Here is a 17,173-nt window from a genome sequence, read left to right on the forward strand (position 1 = left end):
GACATGAGCCGCGAAGAGTCCCGTACGAACAACATTCCGTCGCTTGCCATCACCGGCTCGACGGGTCATCTCGGCGGGATCGTGGCGAGAACCCTCGCCGATCTCGGGCAAGAGCAGACTCTGGTGGTGCGCGACGCGAGCCGCGCGCCTCAGCTAGCCGGCGCGCGGGTGCGCGAGGCGGGCTACCGCGACGGCGCGGCGAGCCGGGCCGCGCTCGACGGTGCGCAGACACTGTTCATGGTGTCGGCATCCGAGAGTGTCGACCGTGTCGACGAGCATCGCTCGTTCATCGACGCCGCCGCTGCAGCGGGCGTCTCGCACATCGTCTACACGTCGTTCTTCGGGGCACACCCGGAGGCCGTCTTCACCCTTGCGCGTGACCATTTCGCGACCGAGCAGCACATCAGAGACTCCGGAATGGACTTCACCTTTCTGCGAAACAACTTCTACATGGACTTCTTCGCGCTGCTGGCCGGTGAGGACGGTGTGATCCGTGGGCCGGCAGGCAAAGGTCGAGTCTCGGCCGTCAGCAGGGCCGACCTCGCCGACTCGGCGCTCGCCGTGCTGCGCGACCCGGCCGCTCACCGCGGCGCCGTCTACGAACTGACGGGCCGCGAGGCGCTGGGTCTCGACGATGTGGCCCGCATCATCACGGAGAAGACGGGGCGCGAGGTGACGTTCCATGACGAGACTCTGCCCGAGGCGTATGCGTCTCGGGCCGGCTACGGTGCGCCGGACTGGCAGGTCGATGCCTGGGTGTCTACCTACACGGCCATGGCGGCAGGGGAGCAGGAACGGATCACCGGCGACATCCGCGCCCTGACCGGGCATGATCCGGAGACGCTGGGGGAGTTCCTCGACAGGGCGTGAGCCCCGGCCGCACGGGTCTCAGGCCGAGTCGCGCCAGACGATGGCGGTCTCGAGAAAGATCCCTGCGGTATCCACCGTCTCGCCCCTGAGCTGGGCGAGCACGCTCTCCGCTGCCCGCCGACCGAGCTGTCCGGCCGGTTGGTGCACGGTCGAGAGCGGCGGTTGCGCTCGCGTCGCCCACGCGCTGTCGTCGAATCCCACGACGCCGACATCGCCGGGAACGGAGCGGCCGACCTCGCGAAGCACATCGAGGACTCCGGCGGCCATGGCGTCTGAGGCGGCGAAGACGCCGTCGACGTCGGGCGCTCGATCGAGCAGCAGGCGCATGCCGTCGACTCCGCTCGTGTGCGCGTACAGCGGCGTCGTGATCACCAGCTCGGGGTCGAAGTCGTCGCCCATCGCCGCACGGAACCCCGCCATGCGGTCCTGCCCGGAGTCGCGGTCGAGGCCGGCCGCGATCATGCCGATACGACGCCGCCCCGTCTCCTTCAAACGCGTGGTGATGGCCTTCGCCGCGCTGAAGTTGTCGATGCCCACGTAGGGAATGCCTTCGATGTCGACCGGATGGCCGACGAACGCCGCCGCGATGCCGAGCTCCGCGACGACCTCGGCGATGGGATCGTGAGCGCGCGCCGACACGATGATGACACCGTCGACGAAGCCGCCGCTGAGGTACTCGGCCACTCGATGGCTGTCGCGCTCGGAGTCGATGACGAGCGAGACGAGCTGGTAGTCGGCGTCGGAGAGGGCGGAGTTGATGCCCAGCAGGATGCTGCCGATGTTGGGGTCTTCGAGGAAGAGCGAGTGCGGTTCGTGAACGACCAGGCCCACCGCGTGCGACTGCCTCGTCGCGAGGTTGCGGGCCGCGCTGTTGCGCACATACCCGACCTGAGAGATCGCGTCGGTCACGGCCAGACGGGCCGCTTCGGAGACATACGCCTCGGAGTTCAGAACCCGCGACACCGTTCCGCGCGACACGCCTGCCACTGCAGCCACGTCGTTGATGGTCGCGCGTGCGGATGCGGCTCGACGGGCGGTCATATGCCCACTGTACTGGGCTGAAAGTCTGCTGGACACGGCTGCGACGGCACGCCGAAATTGACAGCCGGATATCCGTGTGCATATTCTGGGAGCGTTCCCAGAGTCGATCTCCGCTTTTTATGTGCGGGCGACTGGGAGCGTTCCCAGAGCGCGACGCCGCGGGATCGAGCATGCACAGACAATGGAGCCCGTACCGTGAGCGAGACCGCCGTAGCCACCCTGATCGATGGGGCCGTCTCCGCATTCACGTACGGCTGCGACTACAACCCTGAGCAGTGGGACCGTGAGACCTGGCTCGAGGATGCCCGCCTGATGAACGAGGCCGGGGTCACTCTGGTCGCGATCAACATCTTCGGATGGGCGCAGCTCGAACCTGTGCGGGGGAGCTACGACTTCGCCGCCCTCGACGCCATCATCGAGATCCTCCACGAGCACGGCATCGGCATCAACCTCGGCACAGCGACGGCGAGCCCGCCGCCCTGGCTCAGTGCCGACTACCCCGAGTCGCTGCCCATGATGGCCGACGGCACCAGGCGGGAATTCGGCGGACGGCAGGCGTTCTGCCCCAGTTCGCCGGCCTACCGCGAGCACTCGCTCGCGCTCGTCGAGAAGATCGCCGAGCGGTACGGCGCGCATCCGGCCGTTCGTCTGTGGCACGTCTCGAACGAGATCGGCTGCCACAACGCGCACTGCTATTGCGACATCTCATCCGAGGCCTTCCGCGGATGGCTGAAGGAACGTTACGGCCGCATCGACGACCTGAACGACGCGTGGGGCACCTCGTTCTGGAGCCAGCGCTACGCATCGTGGGAGCACATCCGCACGCCACGCCTCACCGTGTCCACAGGCAACCCGGGCCAGGCCCTCGACTTCATGCGGTTCAGCTCGGACGAACTGCTCGCGCACTACACGGCGGAGCAGGCCATTCTTCGCAGGCACAGCTCCGCGCCCGTCACGACCAACTTCATGGTCACGGCGCACATCCGCAACCAGGACTACTGGGCATGGGCGCCGCACATGGATGTCATCGCCAACGACCACTACCTCGACCACCGGTTGGGTGACCCGCGCGCCGAGCTGTCGTTCGCCGCGGATGCGACGCGCGGCCTGGCAGGCGGGCGGCCGTGGATGCTCATGGAGCAGGCGACGTCCGCCGTGAACTGGCAGCCGCTCAACCTCGCCAAGGCGCCGGGGGAGATGATCCGCAACACCCTCAGCCATGTGGCCCGCGGTGCCGACGGGATCAGCTTCTTCCAGTGGCGGGCGTCGCTCCAGGGCAGCGAGAAGTTCCACTCGGCGATGCTGCCTCACGCGGGAACGGACTCGACCGTCTGGCGGGAGGTCGTCGAACTCGGCGGCATGCTCACGAAGCTGGCCGAGGTCACGGGCAGCCGCGTCGAGGCCGACGTGGCCATCGTCTTCGACTGGCAGGCCTGGTGGGCCACCGACCTCGACTCCCACCCGTCGGCGCACGTGCGCTACCTGCCGCAGGTGCACGCCGCGTACAACGCGCTCCTCGACGCGGGTGTCACCGTCGACATCGTGGCCCCCGGCGCCCCGGTCGACGCGTACAGACTGGTCGTCGTTCCGAGCCTCTACAGCGTCACGGATGCCGCGGCTCGCGTTCTCGCAGACTACGTGGTGGCCGGCGGGCACGCCGTGGTGACCTTCTTCAGCGGAATCGTCGACGAGCACGACCGGGTGCGCCCCGGCGGCTATCCCGGTGCGTTCCGCGAACTCCTCGGCGTGCGGAGCGAGGAGTTCGTTCCCCTTCACCCGTCGACCGTTCTCGAACTGAGCGATGGGCAGAATGCCGGCCTGTGGTCGGAGCGGCTCCGGCTCGAGGGAGCGGAGGCGATCTCCGTGTTCACGAACGGCCCCGTTCCCGGCGTCGCCGCCGTCACCCGCAACGCCGTCGGTGATGGCGTGGCCTGGTACCTCGCGACGGCCCTCGACCCGGCGTCGCTCGCCGCGACCCTCGTGCGTGCCGCCACCGACGCGGGCGTCGCCGTCTCCGCAGGCCGCCCCACCGGCGTCGAGATCGTGCGCAGAGTCGGCGCATCCGCCAGCTGGCTCTTCGTCATCAACCACACGGATGCCCCGTTCGAGTACCGAACGCAGGGTACCGAGATCATCACGGGGGCCGAGATCGGCATCCACGCGTCAGCAGAGAACGAGATCTCGCAGGACGGCACGCTCCACGTGCCGTCCGGCGAGGTGCGCGTCGTGAGAGAGAACAGGAACTAAGAAGTGACGACCACCTCCGTGCCGCGGCTGAAGGCCCGCCGCGTTCCCGTGAAGCACAAGAAGGCGATCGCGATCTTCCTCGCGCCGTTCGCCGTGCTCTTCGCGGCGTTCTACCTGCTCCCCATCGGCTGGGCGATCTTCCAATCGCTGCTCGTCGTCGAGAGGAACGGTACTTTCGGCAAGCCGACCCAGGTGTTCGGCGGCCTCTCGCAGTACGTGCTCGTGTTCCAGAACGAGGCGTTCTGGTCATCGGTCGGTCGAGTCCTGCTGTTCGGCGTCGTTCAGGTGCCGGTCATGCTCGGCTTCGCGCTGCTCCTTGCCCTGCTGCTCGACTCGCCCCTCGTCAAGGGCAAGAAGTTCTTCAGGCTGGCCTTCTTCGTGCCCTACGCGGTGCCCGGAGTGATCGCGGCGATCATGTGGGGCTATCTCTACTCCCCGAACCTGTCACCCTTCGCCGCCTTCACCTCGAACGTCGACCTGCTGGCTCCCGAGACGGTGCTCTGGTCGATTGCGAACGTCGTCACGTGGATCTACGTGGGCTACAACATGCTCATCATCTACTCGGCGCTTCTGGCGCTGCCCTCGGAGATCTTCGAGGCGGCCCGACTCGACGGCGCCAACCAGTGGCAGATCGCCTGGTCCATCAAGATCCCGCTCGTGGCCCCGGCCATCGTGCTCACCGCGATCTTCTCGATCATCGGAACCCTGCAACTGCTTGCGGAGCCGCAGGTCTTCCGCAGCTTCACCTCATCGGTGTCCAGCACGTTCACGCCGAACATGACGGTGTACGCGACCTCTGCCGTGCCGAACGTGAGCCTGGCCGCGGCGATGTCCGTCGTCCTCGCCATCGCCACGTTCATCATGTCGTTCACCTTCCTCCGACTCACCCAGCGTAAGGGCGACAAATGAGCCAGATATCCGCCGGAGCTCCGAAAGAAAAGCTCGCCTCCCGCACCGCCGCCATGATCGTCATGGGCATCTCGACGCTCTACTTCCTGGTGCCCATCTGGTGGCTCTTCGTCGGTTCGACGAAGTCGAGGGCCCAGTTCTCCAGCACGATCGGGCTGTGGTTCGCCGACTTCAACCTGTGGCAGAACATTCACGACCTCCTCGCCTACAACGACGGCGTCTACCTGCGGTGGATGCTGAACAGCATTCTCTACGCGGGCTTCGGTGCCCTGCTCGGAACGCTCTTCGCCGCGATGTGCGGCTACGCCCTCGCCAAGTACCGGTTTCCGGGTCGCGAGCTGATCTTCAACGTGGTGCTCGGCGGTGTGCTTGTTCCCGCGACGGCGCTCGCCCTGCCCCTGTTCCTCATCTTCAGCCAGTTCAACGCGACCAACACGTTCTGGTCGGTGTTCCTGCCCAGCCTCGTCAGCCCGTTCGGCGTGTATCTCGCGCGCATCTTCGCCTCGGCCAGCGTGCCGGATGAGCTGCTCGAGGCAGCCCGCCTCGACGGCGCCGGAGAGGTGCGCACCTTCTTCTCGGTATCCCGCAGGCTGATGACCCCCGCGCTCGTGACGATCTTCCTGTTCCAGTTCGTCGCCATCTGGAACAACTTCTTCCTGCCGCTGATCATGCTGCGCGACCAGACGCTCTTCCCGGTCACCCTCGGCCTCTACACCTGGAACTCGCAGGTGAACCAGATTCCCGAGATCCGCACCCTCGTCATCGTCGGGGCATTCCTGTCGATCATTCCGCTCATCATCGCCTTCCTCAGTCTCCAGCGCTTCTGGCGCGGGGGGCTGGGGGCCGGCAGCGTCAAGTAGCCGCTGTCACCGCACCACCCTGTCCCCACTGCACATAGATAAAGGAAGAGAAAAATGCATCTCAACAACAGCAAGCGCATCGTCGCGCTCGGTGTTCTCGCGGCACTGAGCCTCACCGGCTGCGCCGCCGGAACGAGCGGCAGCGGTGGCAGCGATGCCGCGGCCGACTGCGCGCCGAGCGACGGCAAGGTCGACCTCACCTACACGTCGTGGATCCCCGGAATCGATAAGGTCGTCGACATCTGGAACAAGGAGAACCCCGACATCCAGGTCACCGTGCAGACGGGACCGAACGGCAACGGCGGAACGTACAAGAACTTCTTCAATCAGCTCAGCGCGGGCAACGCCCCCGACCTCGGCCAGATCGAGTACGACGCGCTGCCGAACTTCCGGGTTCAGGACGGCCTGACCAACATCGCCTCGTGCGCGAACGTCAGCGAGAGCAAGGGCGACTTCATCGACTGGACCTGGAACCAGGTGACCTTCGGCGAAGACGACTCCGTCTACGCGATCCCGCAGGACACCGGCCCCATGGCCATGTACTACCGCAAGGACCTCTTCGAGAAGGCCGGCATCGCCGTTCCCACCACGTGGGACGAGTACGCCGCTGCCGCGAAGACCATCCGTGCCGAGGGCGGCTACATCACGAACTTCCCGCAGAACGACGTGAACTGGTTCGCCGGTCTCGTCTGGCAGGCAGACGGCAAGTGGTTCGAGAACGACGGCGACAAGTGGGATGTCTCACTCGACGGCGCCGAGTCCGAGAAGGTGGCCGACTACTGGCAGAACCTCATCTCCGACGACCTCGTCTCGAAGGTTCCCGCGTGGACCGACGAGTGGAACAACGCCTACAACACGGGCAGCGACTGGACCTGGATCTCGGCCGTCTGGGGAGCCAACTCGATCTCGAGCGGCGCCCCCGACACATCCGGCAACTGGGCTGTTGCACCGATGCCGCAGTGGAATGCGGGCGAGAACAAGGCGGGCAACTGGGGTGGATCCTCGACCGCCGTGCTGAAGGGCTCGGATCACCCGTACGAGGCAGCGCAGTTCGCCCTGTGGCTGAACACGAGTGACGAGGCGCTCACCGCGCTGAACCAGGAGGCCAACCTGTACCCCGCGACGAAGGACGGACTGAAGCTTCCGGTGCTCGCCGAGGGCGTGCCGTTCTACGGCGACCAGAAGATCTACGACACCTTCGCCGAGGCGGCCAACGAGACGAACGCGGACTTCACGTGGGGCCCGACGATGACGCAGACCTACAGCGACGTCGCCGACGGCTTCGGCAAGGTTCTCGGCGGATCGGGAACACTGAACGACGCCCTGAAGACGGGCCAGGAGAAGACCATCGCGGCGCTCACCGCGGCGGCGATCCCCGTCAACGAGTAGGCATGATCACCACGTGAGCATGATCCACCACCTCCGTGCCGCGGGCACCAGCTTCGTGCTGGACGCCCGCGGCACGGCCGTGCCCGCCGTCATCCATTTCGGAGCCGATCTGGGCGAGCTCGACGAGCGCGCCCTGCAGAATCTCGTCGAGGCCCAGCGCCCGGCCATCGGCCCGAGCTCCATCGACTCGATGCTCACGCAGCGGATCGTTCCCCTCATGGCCGACGGGTGGTCGGGCAGGCCCGGCCTCGCCGGTTATCACGAAGGCACACCGATCTCCGCTCTCGGTGCCCAGAAGACGGCCGCGCTCCGGCTCACGGACACGCGCCGCGGAGACCTCAGCGTCACCCTCGTTCTCGAGACGGTTCCGGCGGTCGCCGGTGAGCCGGATGCGACGGGTCTGGTCGTCGAGATCGACATCGAGTTGTCGGACGAGGGCGTGCTGCGCCAGCGGCTCAGCGTGCGCAACGAGGGATCGAGCGTGTACTCCCTGGCGTCGCTCGACGCCACCCTCCCGGTACCCGCGAGGGCACGGGAGCTGCTCGACTTCACGGGCCGCTGGCCGCGCGAGCGCCAGCCGCAACGCCACGATCTGGGCGTCGGAACCTGGACGAGGGACAGCCGGCACGGCCGACCCGGCCACGACGCGGCCTTCCTTCTGGTCGCGGGCACCCCCGGCTTCGGATTCCGGCACGGCGAGGTCTGGGGTTCTCACCTCGCGTGGAGCGGCGACCAACGGCTCTGGGCCGAGGCCTCCGCGACAGGGCATGCCCTAATCGGCGCGGGGGAGCTGTTCGAGCCGGGCGAGGTCCGCCTGGCCACGGGCGAGAGCTACTCCTCGCCCTGGCTCGTCTCGGCGTGGTCGAACGGCGGCCTCGACGGCCTGACCCGGCGACTGCACGGCTTCGTCCGCTCGCGGCGAGCCCTCGGCGAGCGCAAGGTCATTCTGAACACGTGGGAAGCCGTCTACTTCGACCACGATCTGGAGAAGCTCACCCGTTTGGCCGAGACGGCGGCACGAGTCGGCGTCGAGCGCTTCGTGCTGGATGACGGCTGGATGACCGGCCGCACCGACGACCGACGCGCGCTCGGCGACTGGACCGTCGACGCATCCAAGTGGCCGAATGGCCTGCACCCCTTGATCGAGCGGGTGCACGCCCTCGACATGGACTTCGGCCTGTGGGTGGAGCCGGAGATGGTGAGCGTCGACTCAGCCGTGTTCCGCGCGCACCCGGACTGGGTGCTTTCGGCCGGAAACGCCGAGCATCCGCAGCCCTGGCGCCACCAGCAGGCCCTCGACCTGTCGAACCCGGAGGCCTTCTCCCACGTGCTCGGTCAGCTCAGGGCTCTTCTCGACGAATACCCGATCGCGTACCTCAAGTGGGATCAGAACCGCGACCTGCTCGGGGGCTCTGCCCATAGACAGACCCTGGCGTGCTACCGGCTCATGGACGAGCTGCGACGCGAGTTTCCGCAACTCGAGATCGAATCGTGCTCGTCGGGCGGCGGCCGCGTCGACCTCGGCGTGCTGGAACGAACCGACCGCGTCTGGCCGAGCGACACCAACGACTCGCTCGAGCGCCAGGCGATCTACCGCTACACGGCGGGGCTCGTGCCGCCCGAGTTCCTCGGCGTGCACCTCGGTGCGCCGACCGCCCACACGACCGGCCGCAGTCACGAACTGAGCTTCCGTCTTGCGACGGCGCTGTTCGGTCACGCCGGCATCGAGTGGGCTCTCACGACCGCGAGCGAGGCGGAGCTCGATGCGATCCGGGAGTGGACGTCGTTCTATCGCGAGCAGCGCGCCCTGCTGCACTCGGGCGTGCTGGTGCGGGCAGACGACGTCGATCCGGCTCGTCAGGTGCACGGCATCGTGGCTCCGGATGCCGTGGCCGCGATCTTCGCGGTCGTCACCGTGGCCGCGACCCGCGATTCTCCCGTCGCGCCTGTCGTGTTCCCCGGGCTCGACCCCGACCTCCTGTACTGCGTGCGCCCCGTCAGACTCGGGGAGTGGCCTCGCGTGCTGCAGGATGCTCCGCCCCCGTGGTGGGCCGACGGCGAGATCACGCTGACCGGCCGTGTGCTCGGCGAGCTCGGTCTCACCATGCCGCTGCTCCTTCCCGAACAGGCGCTCGTGCTTCATCTCGCAGCAGTCTGATCGATCAGTTCGCCCGGGTGGGCGGGCCTTCGAGCGAAGGCCCGCCTGACGCGGCATGCTGGGGGGCATGCAGCTCGAACGTGCGATCGACGACTTCGTGTCGTACCTCATCGCAGAGCGCGGCTACTCGCCCCACACCGTTCGCGCCTACAGATCCGACCTCGCCTCGCTGAGCGGGTTCGCGCAGGCGCGCGGCATCGACGATGCGGCGCAGCTCACCCTCGACGCGTACCGCGACTGGCTGTGGACCGCCTCGCAGGCCGGGCTCTCCAAGGCGACCCTGGCGAGGCGATCCGCCACGGCCAAGAGCTTCTCGAGCTGGTTCACCCGCTCGAACGAGAATGCGCTCGACGCCGCGTCGAGGCTGCGGGCTCCCAAACCCGACCGCAGCCTTCCGCGCGTGCTCTCGAGAGACGCGATGGACTCCGTGCTCGACTCCCTGGTGGCCCGGACCCACGACGGAGAACCCCTCGCCCTGCGCGACCTGGCTGTCGTCGAGCTGCTCTATGCATCGGCCCTGAGGGTCTCGGAGCTCGTGGGCATCGACACCGCCGACCTCGATCTCGATCGGCGCACCGTGCGCGTGCTCGGAAAGGGCAGCAAGGAGCGGGTCGTGCCCTTCGGCCAGCCCGCGCACCTCGCGCTCGTGGACTACCTGCAGCGCGGACGCCCGGCCCTCGCGGCGCGATCCGACGATAGCTCGGGCACCAGGGCCGTCTTTCTTGGCGCGCGCGGAGCCCGGGCCGGAACCAGATCGGTCTACGGCATCGTCTCGAAGCTGCTGATGGATGTTCCGGGCTCGGGCCCCGAGGGGCCTCACGCCTTCAGACACACGGCCGCCACGCATCTGCTCGACGGAGGCGCAGACCTGCGTGCCGTGCAGGAGATGCTCGGGCACGCGAGTCTCGGCACGACCCAGATCTACACTCACGTGACGACGGAGAGGCTGCGGGAGACCTACCGCCAGGCGCACCCGCGGGCGTGACCCGATCAGCCGCATTCACCGGCAGCAGGATCGCCCTCGCGGGCGGCTCGAGCACGAGCATCGGCGAGATGTAGCGGCCGTCGCGTCGAACGCCGAAATGGAGGCACGACTCTGCGCAGTGCGACGCCGACACAGGCGCCACCGTGCCGATCTGCTGGCCGCGCGCCACCTGATCGCCCTTCTTCAGCGTGGTCTCGACCGGCTCGAAACTCGAGACCAGCCCGCCCGAATGCTCGATCGACAGAACGGGACGGTCGACCACACGGCCGGCGAAGCGCACCGTGCCCGACTCGGGAGCGGTGACGGGTGCCCCGGCCGAGGCGGCGATGTCGACTCCCCGGTGGCCCGCGGAGTAGTCGTCGGCCGGCGCCCGCCACTCGCGCACGACGACGTGGGGATCGGCTATCGGCCACGCCCAGTCGCTGTCTCCGGCGGCCGGCGCAGCCATCGGGCCGACGAGTGCGGGGGAGACCAGGATGATCGGCCCGACCGCCCTCATCGCGCGGCGGCCGAAGAAGGAGAACAGGGTGCGGCGCATGCGGTCCAGCCTGTCAAGGGGGAGTGCCCGTTACGAAGGCAATGCCCCGGTCGGGGGACACTTCGTGCCAAGATCGAGGTGTTAGGGACAGCGTCGTGATGCGCACTGTCGGTCACAATGAGGGAGCGGATCATGGCAACCAGTGGGGGCGCGGCGCAGGCCGACACCGATGTGAAAACCGATAAGAAGCTGAGGCGCAAGGTCATCGCGCTTGCGGCGGCGGGCGCGATCGGCGGCTTCCTCTTCGGATTCGATTCCTCGGTCGTCAACGGCGCCGTCGATGCGATCCAGGACGACTTCAGCCTCACCGCCGCATTCACCGGCTTCGCCGTCGCATCCGCCCTTCTCGGCTGCGCCGTCGGCGCCTACCTGGCCGGCCGCCTGGCCGACCGCCTGGGCCGCATCCCGGTGATGCTCATCGGCGCCGTGCTGTTCCTGGTGAGCTCGATCGGTTCCGGCCTGGCCTTCGCCGCCTGGGACCTCACCGTCTGGCGTCTCGTCGGCGGACTCGGGATCGGCATCGCCTCCGTCATCGCACCGGCGTACATCTCGGAGATCGCCCCCAAGGCCATCCGAGGCAGTCTCGCCTCGCTGCAGCAGCTCGCCATCACGGTCGGTATCTTCACGGCCCTCCTCTCCGACGCGATCCTGGCGAACGTCGCCGGCGGGGCGAACGAGGTCTTCTTCCTCGGCCTCGACGCCTGGCGCTGGATGTTCCTCGTCTGCGCCGTTCCCGCGATCGTCTACGGCCTCGTCGCCCTCAGGCTGCCGGAGTCGCCGCGCTACCTGCTGATGACCGACAAGAAAGAGAAGGCCACGAAGGTTCTGGCCTCGATCACCCCGCAGAACCAGCTCGACAAGGCGGTCGCCGACATCGAGGCGGGCATTCGCGAAGACGCGGCCAACGCCGACAAGAGCTCGCTCCGGGGCAAGCGCTTCGGCCTGCTGCCCATCGTCTGGGTCGGCATCATCCTGTCGATGCTGCAGCAGCTCGTGGGCATCAACGTGATCTTCTACTACTCGACCACCCTCTGGTCGAGCGTCGGATTCAAGGAGAGCGACTCCCTCACGATCTCCGTGATCACCTCTGTCACGAACGTGGCCGTCACCTTCGTGGCGATCTTCCTCGTCGACAAGGTCGGCCGCCGTCCCATCCTGCTGTTCGGATCGGTCGGAATGGCGGTGGCGCTCGGTTCGATGACGCTGGCGTTCAGCCAGGCCCAGATCGTCGACGGAAAGCCGAGCCTCGAGGGCGCGTGGGGAATCATCGCGCTGGTCGGCGCCAACCTCTTCGTCGTCGCGTTCGGCGCCTCGTGGGGTCCGCTGGTCTGGGTCCTGCTCGGCGAGATCTTCCCGACCCGCATCCGCGGCCGGGCCCTCGGAGTGGCCGCGGCCGCGCAGTGGCTGACCAACTTCGCCGTCACCATGACCTTCCCGATCATCTCTCAAGACGTGTCGCTCACCCTGGCCTACGGTCTGTACGCAGCGTTCGCCGCGCTGTCGTTCTTCTTCGTCTTCTTCAAGATCCCCGAGACCAAGGGCGTCGCCCTCGAGGAGACCGGAAGCCTGAGCGTCGTGCGTGGACGCCGGCGCGAGAAAGACGGAGTCGGCGGCGCCAAATAGGCTGCAGTCATGCAGCTCGGTCAATACCCGCCCGCCGACCACGTGATCGCGCACATCAGCGACACGCACTTCCTCGGCGGCGGCAGGCCGCTCTACGGCAGCATCGACACCGATGCCAACCTCGCCCGTGCCCTCGCCGCCCTCGAGGCGTCGAAGATCGACATCGACGCGCTCGTCTTCACGGGCGACATCGCCGACCTCGGCGAACCGGATGCCTATGGCCGGGTGCGCGGGCTCGTCGAGCCCGCGGCCGCCCGCATGGGGGCGGAGGTCGTGTGGGTCATGGGAAACCACGACGACAGGTCCGCCTTCCGGGCGGAGCTTCTCGGCGCGGTCGAGGCCGATCAGGCGGTCGACGTGCGGCCCGACGACGTCTCGCCCATAGACCGGGTGATCGACCTCGGCGGCCTGAGAGTGATCGCCCTCGACACCTCGGTTCCCGGCTACCACCACGGCGAGCTGACCGACGAACAGCTCGACTGGTTGCGGCGGCAGCTGTCGGTCGGCGCCCCGCACGGCACGATCCTGGCGCTGCACCACCCGCCCGTGCCGAGCCCCGTCGCCTACATGCAGGTTCTCGAACTGCAGCGGCAGCACGACCTCGCCGAGGTGATCCGCGGCAGCGACATCCGCACCATCCTCGGCGGGCACCTGCACTACTCGACGCACGGGCTCTTCGCCGGCATTCCCGTAGCCGTGGCGGCGGCCACCTGCTACACGATGGATGTCTCGGCGCCGGAATCGACGCTGGTCGGCCGCGACGGCGGCCAGTCGATCACGCTCGTGCACGTGTACGCCGATCAGGTCGTCCACTCCATCGTGCCGCTCGGTGACTTCCCCGTCGTCGCCCGCTTCGATACCGACTTCACGCGCCGTCTCGAGGCCGCCGATCCGGTCGAGCTACGCGAGTACTACGCCAAGCAACAGGGGTGATATAGTTTCCGGAGCACCTCGATCCGTCGGGGTGACTACGCGTGCCCGCTGACTTTCGTCACGACTCCACTCGGTCCTCCCTTCTCCCTCCTGTTCTGCAGGAGTGCGTGATCGGTGGTCGGAGGCGTGCTGGGCACCAGGAACCGCCGCCAACAGGCCGGTGGTAAGAAACCGATTGACGTGTGCCTGCGGTGCGGGCAGTTCTGATGGACTGCGGCGTGCTCAGCCCACGTCGAAGAACAGGAGAACGGCTCATGGCCGTCGTCACCATTCGCCAGCTGCTCGACAGCGGCGTTCACTTTGGACACCAGACCCGTCGTTGGAACCCGAAGATGAAGCGATTCATCCTCACCGAGCGTTCGGGCAGCCACATCATCGACCTCCAGCAGTCGCTGGTGCACATCGACAAGACGTACGACTACGTCAAAGAGACGGTCGCCCACGGCGGAACGGTTCTCTTCGTCGGAACGAAGAAGCAGGCTCAGGGCTCCATCGCCGAGCAGGCCCAGCGCGTCGGCCAGCCCTACGTCAACCAGCGGTGGCTCGGTGGCCTCCTCACCAACTTCCAGACCGTCTCCAAGCGCCTCGCGCGCATGAAGGAGCTCGAAGAGGTCGACTTCGACGACACCACCCGCGGTTACACCAAGAAGGAGCTTCTGATCCAGAAGCGCGAACTGGTCAAGCTGCAGAAGAGCCTCGGCGGAATCCGCAACCTCACGAAGACGCCCTCCGCCATCTGGATCGTCGACACCAAGAAGGAGCACCTCGCCATCGACGAGGCGCACAAGCTCGGCATCCCCGTCATCGCGATCCTCGACACCAACTGCGACCCCGACGACGTTCAGTACCCGATCCCGGGCAACGACGACGCGATCCGTTCCGTGGGCCTGCTCACGCGCATCATCGCCGACGCTGCCGCCGAGGGCCTGATCCAGCGTCACCAGAAGCCCGAGGAGACCGGCAACGTGTCTGCCGTCGAGCCTCTCGCCGAGTGGGAGCGCGAGCTCCTCCAGGCGTCGGAGAACCCGTCGACCGAGGCCGAGAAGATCGAGGCCGTCGACGGCCTCGTCGAGAACGCCGTCGAGTCCGACGCCGCGAAGGCCGCCGTCGCCGACGTCGTCGCCGCCGAGACGCCCACCGAGGAGAACGACGCAGACGCCGTCGTCGCCGAGCACGAGGCCGCCGCCGACGCGACCATCGTTCCCGAGCACGCCGTCGAGTCCGACGCCGCGACCGAGGCCCGCCTCGAGGCGGAGGCCACCGACGCCGAGAAGACCCCCGCGAAGTAGTTCGCGCCTTCTTTCGACACACAACTCTTTAGCCAAGTAAGGAAGAAAACCATGGCAGATTTCAGCCTGGCCGACCTCAAGACCCTGCGCGAGCGCCTCGGCACCGGCATGGTCGACAGCAAGAACGCGCTCGTCGAAGCCGGCGGCGACCTCGAGAAGGCGACGGAGATCCTGCGCCTCAAGGGTGCCAAGTCGAACGCGAAGCGCGCCGACCGTTCCACCAGTGAGGGCCTCGTCGCCGCCAAGGAGAGCGGCAACACCGCGACCCTGATCGAGCTCGCGAGCGAGACCGACTTCGTCGCGAAGAACGACAAGTTCGTCGCCCTGGCCGACGCCGTGCTCGACGCGGCCGTCGCGGCCGGCGCCACCTCGGTCGAGGAGGCCCTCGCGGCCCCCGCGGCCGGCGGCACCGTCGCCGACCTGATCAGCAACGAGGCGGCGATCCTGGGCGAGAAGCTCGAACTGCGTCGTCTCGCGGTCGTCACCGGCGACGCGTTCGCCATCTACCTGCACAAGACCTCCAAAGACCTGCCCCCGCAGGTCGGCGTGGTCGTGGGCTACACGGGTGCCGACGCCGACACGGCTCGCTCGATCGCTCAGCACATCTCGTTCGCCAACCCCGAGTTCCTCGCCCGCGAGGACGTCCCGGCAGAGGCCGTCGAGAACGAGCGACGCATCGTCGAGGAGATCTCGCGCGGCGAGGGCAAGCCCGAGGCCGCCCTGCCCAAGATCATCGAGGGTCGCCTCGGCGCCTACTACAAGCAGGTCGCCCTGCTCGAGCAGGACTACGCCAAGGACAACAAGCAGCAGGTCAAGAAGGTGCTCGCCGACGCCGGCATCACCGTCTCCGGCTTCGCACGCTTCAAGGTCGGCGCGTAACTCCCCGACCGACTGCATCAGACCGAAGGCCCATCCCGTTCTAAGGGATGGGCCTTCGGCCGTTAAGTATGATCGACTGAGACCGCGCCCGCCCGGCGGCCGAAGAGTTCCGGAGGACATGCCTGTGAAGACGAGCCCGCAGCCCACCAGGCATGCCCGTAATCCGAACGCTCGGGCATGGTCGCGAGTGCTGTCTCTCGTCGGCATCGTGGCCGCCGTCGCCCTGGTCAGCACGGTGAGCATCGCCGCCGTCGGCGCATGGACCTTCACCTCGAAGGTCGAGGAGAACGCGGTCGACATCCACCCGGAGCAGCAGGGCGACGAGCAGGCCCCTCCGGCGATCGGCGCCCTCGAGGGCGGCTTCAACGTGCTCGTGGTCGCCGCCGACAACGACGCGAACCAGTCCCAGGATCTGTACGGAGAGCGTGACGGCGCGACCCTCAACGACGTGAACATGCTGCTGCACGTGTCGCAGGATCACAAGACCGCGGTCGCCGTGAGCTTCCCGCGAGACCTGATCATCGCGCATCCGGAATGCGAGAAGGGCGACGCCATGAGCGCCGCGCCCATCAACGAGGCCTGGGGCAGAGGCGGCCTGCCGTGTGTCGTGGCGACTGTCAGCGAACTCACGGGCCTCGACATCCAGTACGCCGTGTCGATGACGTTCGACGCCGTGATCGCGCTCACCGACGCGATCGGCGGCGTTCCGATCTGCCTCACCGGGCGAGTGACAGACGACAACGTCGTCTACCCCGACGAGAACGGCGAACTGCAGCACCTCGACATGCCGGCCGGCATCACCGAGGTCAAGGGCGGTCTCGCGGCCGGGTTCCTGCGATCAAGGCACGGCGTGGGCGACGGCGGCGACCTCAGCCGCATCTCCTCGCAGCAGCAGTACCTGTCGTCGCTGGTGCGCAAGATGAAGAGCAACGACACGCTGGGCGACTTCGGCAAGCTCTACTCGTTGGCCAACGTCGTCGCCGATCCGCAGTACTTCACCCTCTCGACGTCGCTCACGAAGGTCGACACCATGGTCTCCATGGCGCAGGCGCTGCGCACGATCGACCTCAACAACATCACCTTCGTGCAGTACCCGGGAACGACCAACGATCCGGACTATCCGGGCAAGGTGGTGCCGACGGTGGATGCAGCAGATCAGCTCTTCGCGCTCATCGCGGCCGATCAGCCGTTCACCCTGGGCGCCGACTCGCAACCGGTGGGCAGCACGACCGAACCCACGGCGCCGGGAGACCCGGCGGTTCCCGAGGCTCCGACGGACCCGACCGTTCCCGAGGCTCCAGCCGACCCGTCCGTGCCCGTCGAAACGCCGGCACCGGATGCCGGTGCGCCCGCGGTGCTCGACGGAGTTACCGGCTCGACGGCTCTCCAGGAGACGTGCGCGATCCCGTTCGAGGACTAGCTTCGACTGCCCCCTAAAATTGGGAGGACGAG

Annotated in this window: 13 protein-coding genes and 1 pseudogene; 12 read left to right on the forward strand and 2 right to left on the reverse strand. The window is 67.5% G+C overall.

Features of this window, described 5'->3' with window-relative positions; genetic code table 11:
- Positions 1-3 precede the first annotated feature (3 nt).
- The gene (locus tag ASF51_RS14935; RefSeq protein ID WP_055931549.1) at positions 4-870 is read left to right on the forward strand and encodes an SDR family oxidoreductase; all 867 of its coding nucleotides are present in this window, start codon (positions 4-6) and stop codon (positions 868-870) included.
- Positions 871-888: 18 nt separating this feature from the next.
- Here the strand turns inward: ASF51_RS14935 and ASF51_RS14940 are convergent, their stop codons facing one another.
- Positions 889-1,911: a LacI family DNA-binding transcriptional regulator gene (locus ASF51_RS14940; RefSeq protein ID WP_055931552.1), complete on the reverse strand. Its 1,023-nt coding sequence runs from the start codon at positions 1,909-1,911 to the stop codon at positions 889-891.
- 195 nt (positions 1,912-2,106) lie between these two features.
- Here ASF51_RS14940 and ASF51_RS14945 point away from each other — a divergent pair, with 195 nt between their 5' ends.
- The 6 genes from ASF51_RS14945 (at position 2,107) to ASF51_RS14970 (ending at position 10,459) form a co-directional block, all read left to right on the forward strand.
- A complete protein-coding gene (locus ASF51_RS14945) occupies positions 2,107-4,158 on the forward strand; it encodes a beta-galactosidase (protein ID WP_082480102.1) in 2,052 nt (683 codons plus the stop codon).
- A gap of 3 nt (positions 4,159-4,161) precedes the next feature.
- Positions 4,162-5,067 carry a carbohydrate ABC transporter permease gene (locus tag ASF51_RS14950; RefSeq protein ID WP_055931555.1) on the forward strand — a complete coding sequence of 302 codons (906 nt, stop codon included), beginning with the start codon at positions 4,162-4,164 and terminating at the stop codon, positions 5,065-5,067.
- A complete protein-coding gene (locus ASF51_RS14955; RefSeq protein WP_055931557.1) occupies positions 5,064-5,927 on the forward strand; it encodes a carbohydrate ABC transporter permease in 864 nt (287 codons plus the stop codon). Before ASF51_RS14950 ends, ASF51_RS14955 begins: the two co-directional genes overlap by 4 nt.
- Positions 5,928-5,981: 54 nt before the next feature.
- Positions 5,982-7,316 (forward strand): ABC transporter substrate-binding protein, encoded by a 1,335-nt coding sequence (locus ASF51_RS14960; protein WP_055931560.1) that lies wholly within the window; start codon positions 5,982-5,984, stop codon positions 7,314-7,316.
- Positions 7,317-7,335: 19 nt separating this feature from the next.
- Positions 7,336-9,474, forward strand: coding sequence for an alpha-galactosidase (locus tag ASF51_RS14965; protein ID WP_055932241.1), 2,139 nt, complete (start codon positions 7,336-7,338; stop codon positions 9,472-9,474).
- A gap of 67 nt (positions 9,475-9,541) precedes the next feature.
- Complete coding sequence (locus ASF51_RS14970) at positions 9,542-10,459, forward strand: tyrosine recombinase XerC (RefSeq protein ID WP_055932243.1); 918 nt, start codon at positions 9,542-9,544, stop codon at positions 10,457-10,459.
- A 73-nt stretch (positions 10,460-10,532) separates the two neighbouring features.
- On the opposite strand, the pseudogene ASF51_RS18825 reads toward ASF51_RS14970, so the two are convergent.
- Positions 10,533-10,997: pseudogene (locus tag ASF51_RS18825) on the reverse strand (murein hydrolase activator EnvC); the annotation flags it as partial.
- A 132-nt stretch (positions 10,998-11,129) separates the two neighbouring features.
- Here ASF51_RS18825 and ASF51_RS14975 point away from each other — a divergent pair.
- The 5 genes from ASF51_RS14975 to ASF51_RS14995 all read left to right on the forward strand — a co-directional run bounded on the left by ASF51_RS14975 (position 11,130) and on the right by ASF51_RS14995 (position 17,141).
- On the forward strand, positions 11,130-12,620 hold the full coding sequence (locus tag ASF51_RS14975) for a sugar porter family MFS transporter (protein WP_055931562.1): 1,491 nt from the start codon (positions 11,130-11,132) through the stop codon (positions 12,618-12,620).
- A gap of 9 nt (positions 12,621-12,629) precedes the next feature.
- Positions 12,630-13,553: a metallophosphoesterase gene (locus ASF51_RS14980; protein WP_055931564.1), complete on the forward strand. Its 924-nt coding sequence runs from the start codon at positions 12,630-12,632 to the stop codon at positions 13,551-13,553.
- A gap of 254 nt (positions 13,554-13,807) precedes the next feature.
- The gene (gene rpsB / locus ASF51_RS14985; RefSeq protein ID WP_055931567.1) at positions 13,808-14,842 is read left to right on the forward strand and encodes a 30S ribosomal protein S2; all 1,035 of its coding nucleotides are present in this window, start codon (positions 13,808-13,810) and stop codon (positions 14,840-14,842) included.
- 51 nt (positions 14,843-14,893) lie between these two features.
- Complete coding sequence (gene tsf, locus ASF51_RS14990; RefSeq protein WP_055931570.1) at positions 14,894-15,721, forward strand: translation elongation factor Ts; 828 nt, start codon at positions 14,894-14,896, stop codon at positions 15,719-15,721.
- A gap of 187 nt (positions 15,722-15,908) precedes the next feature.
- Positions 15,909-17,141 (forward strand): LCP family protein, encoded by a 1,233-nt coding sequence (locus ASF51_RS14995; protein WP_055931573.1) that lies wholly within the window; start codon positions 15,909-15,911, stop codon positions 17,139-17,141.
- The last annotated feature ends 32 nt before the right edge of the window (positions 17,142-17,173 follow it).

This window comes from Agreia sp. Leaf283 (assembly GCF_001422485.1).
In the GTDB taxonomy this organism is placed as follows: Bacteria; Actinomycetota; Actinomycetes; order Actinomycetales; family Microbacteriaceae; genus Agreia.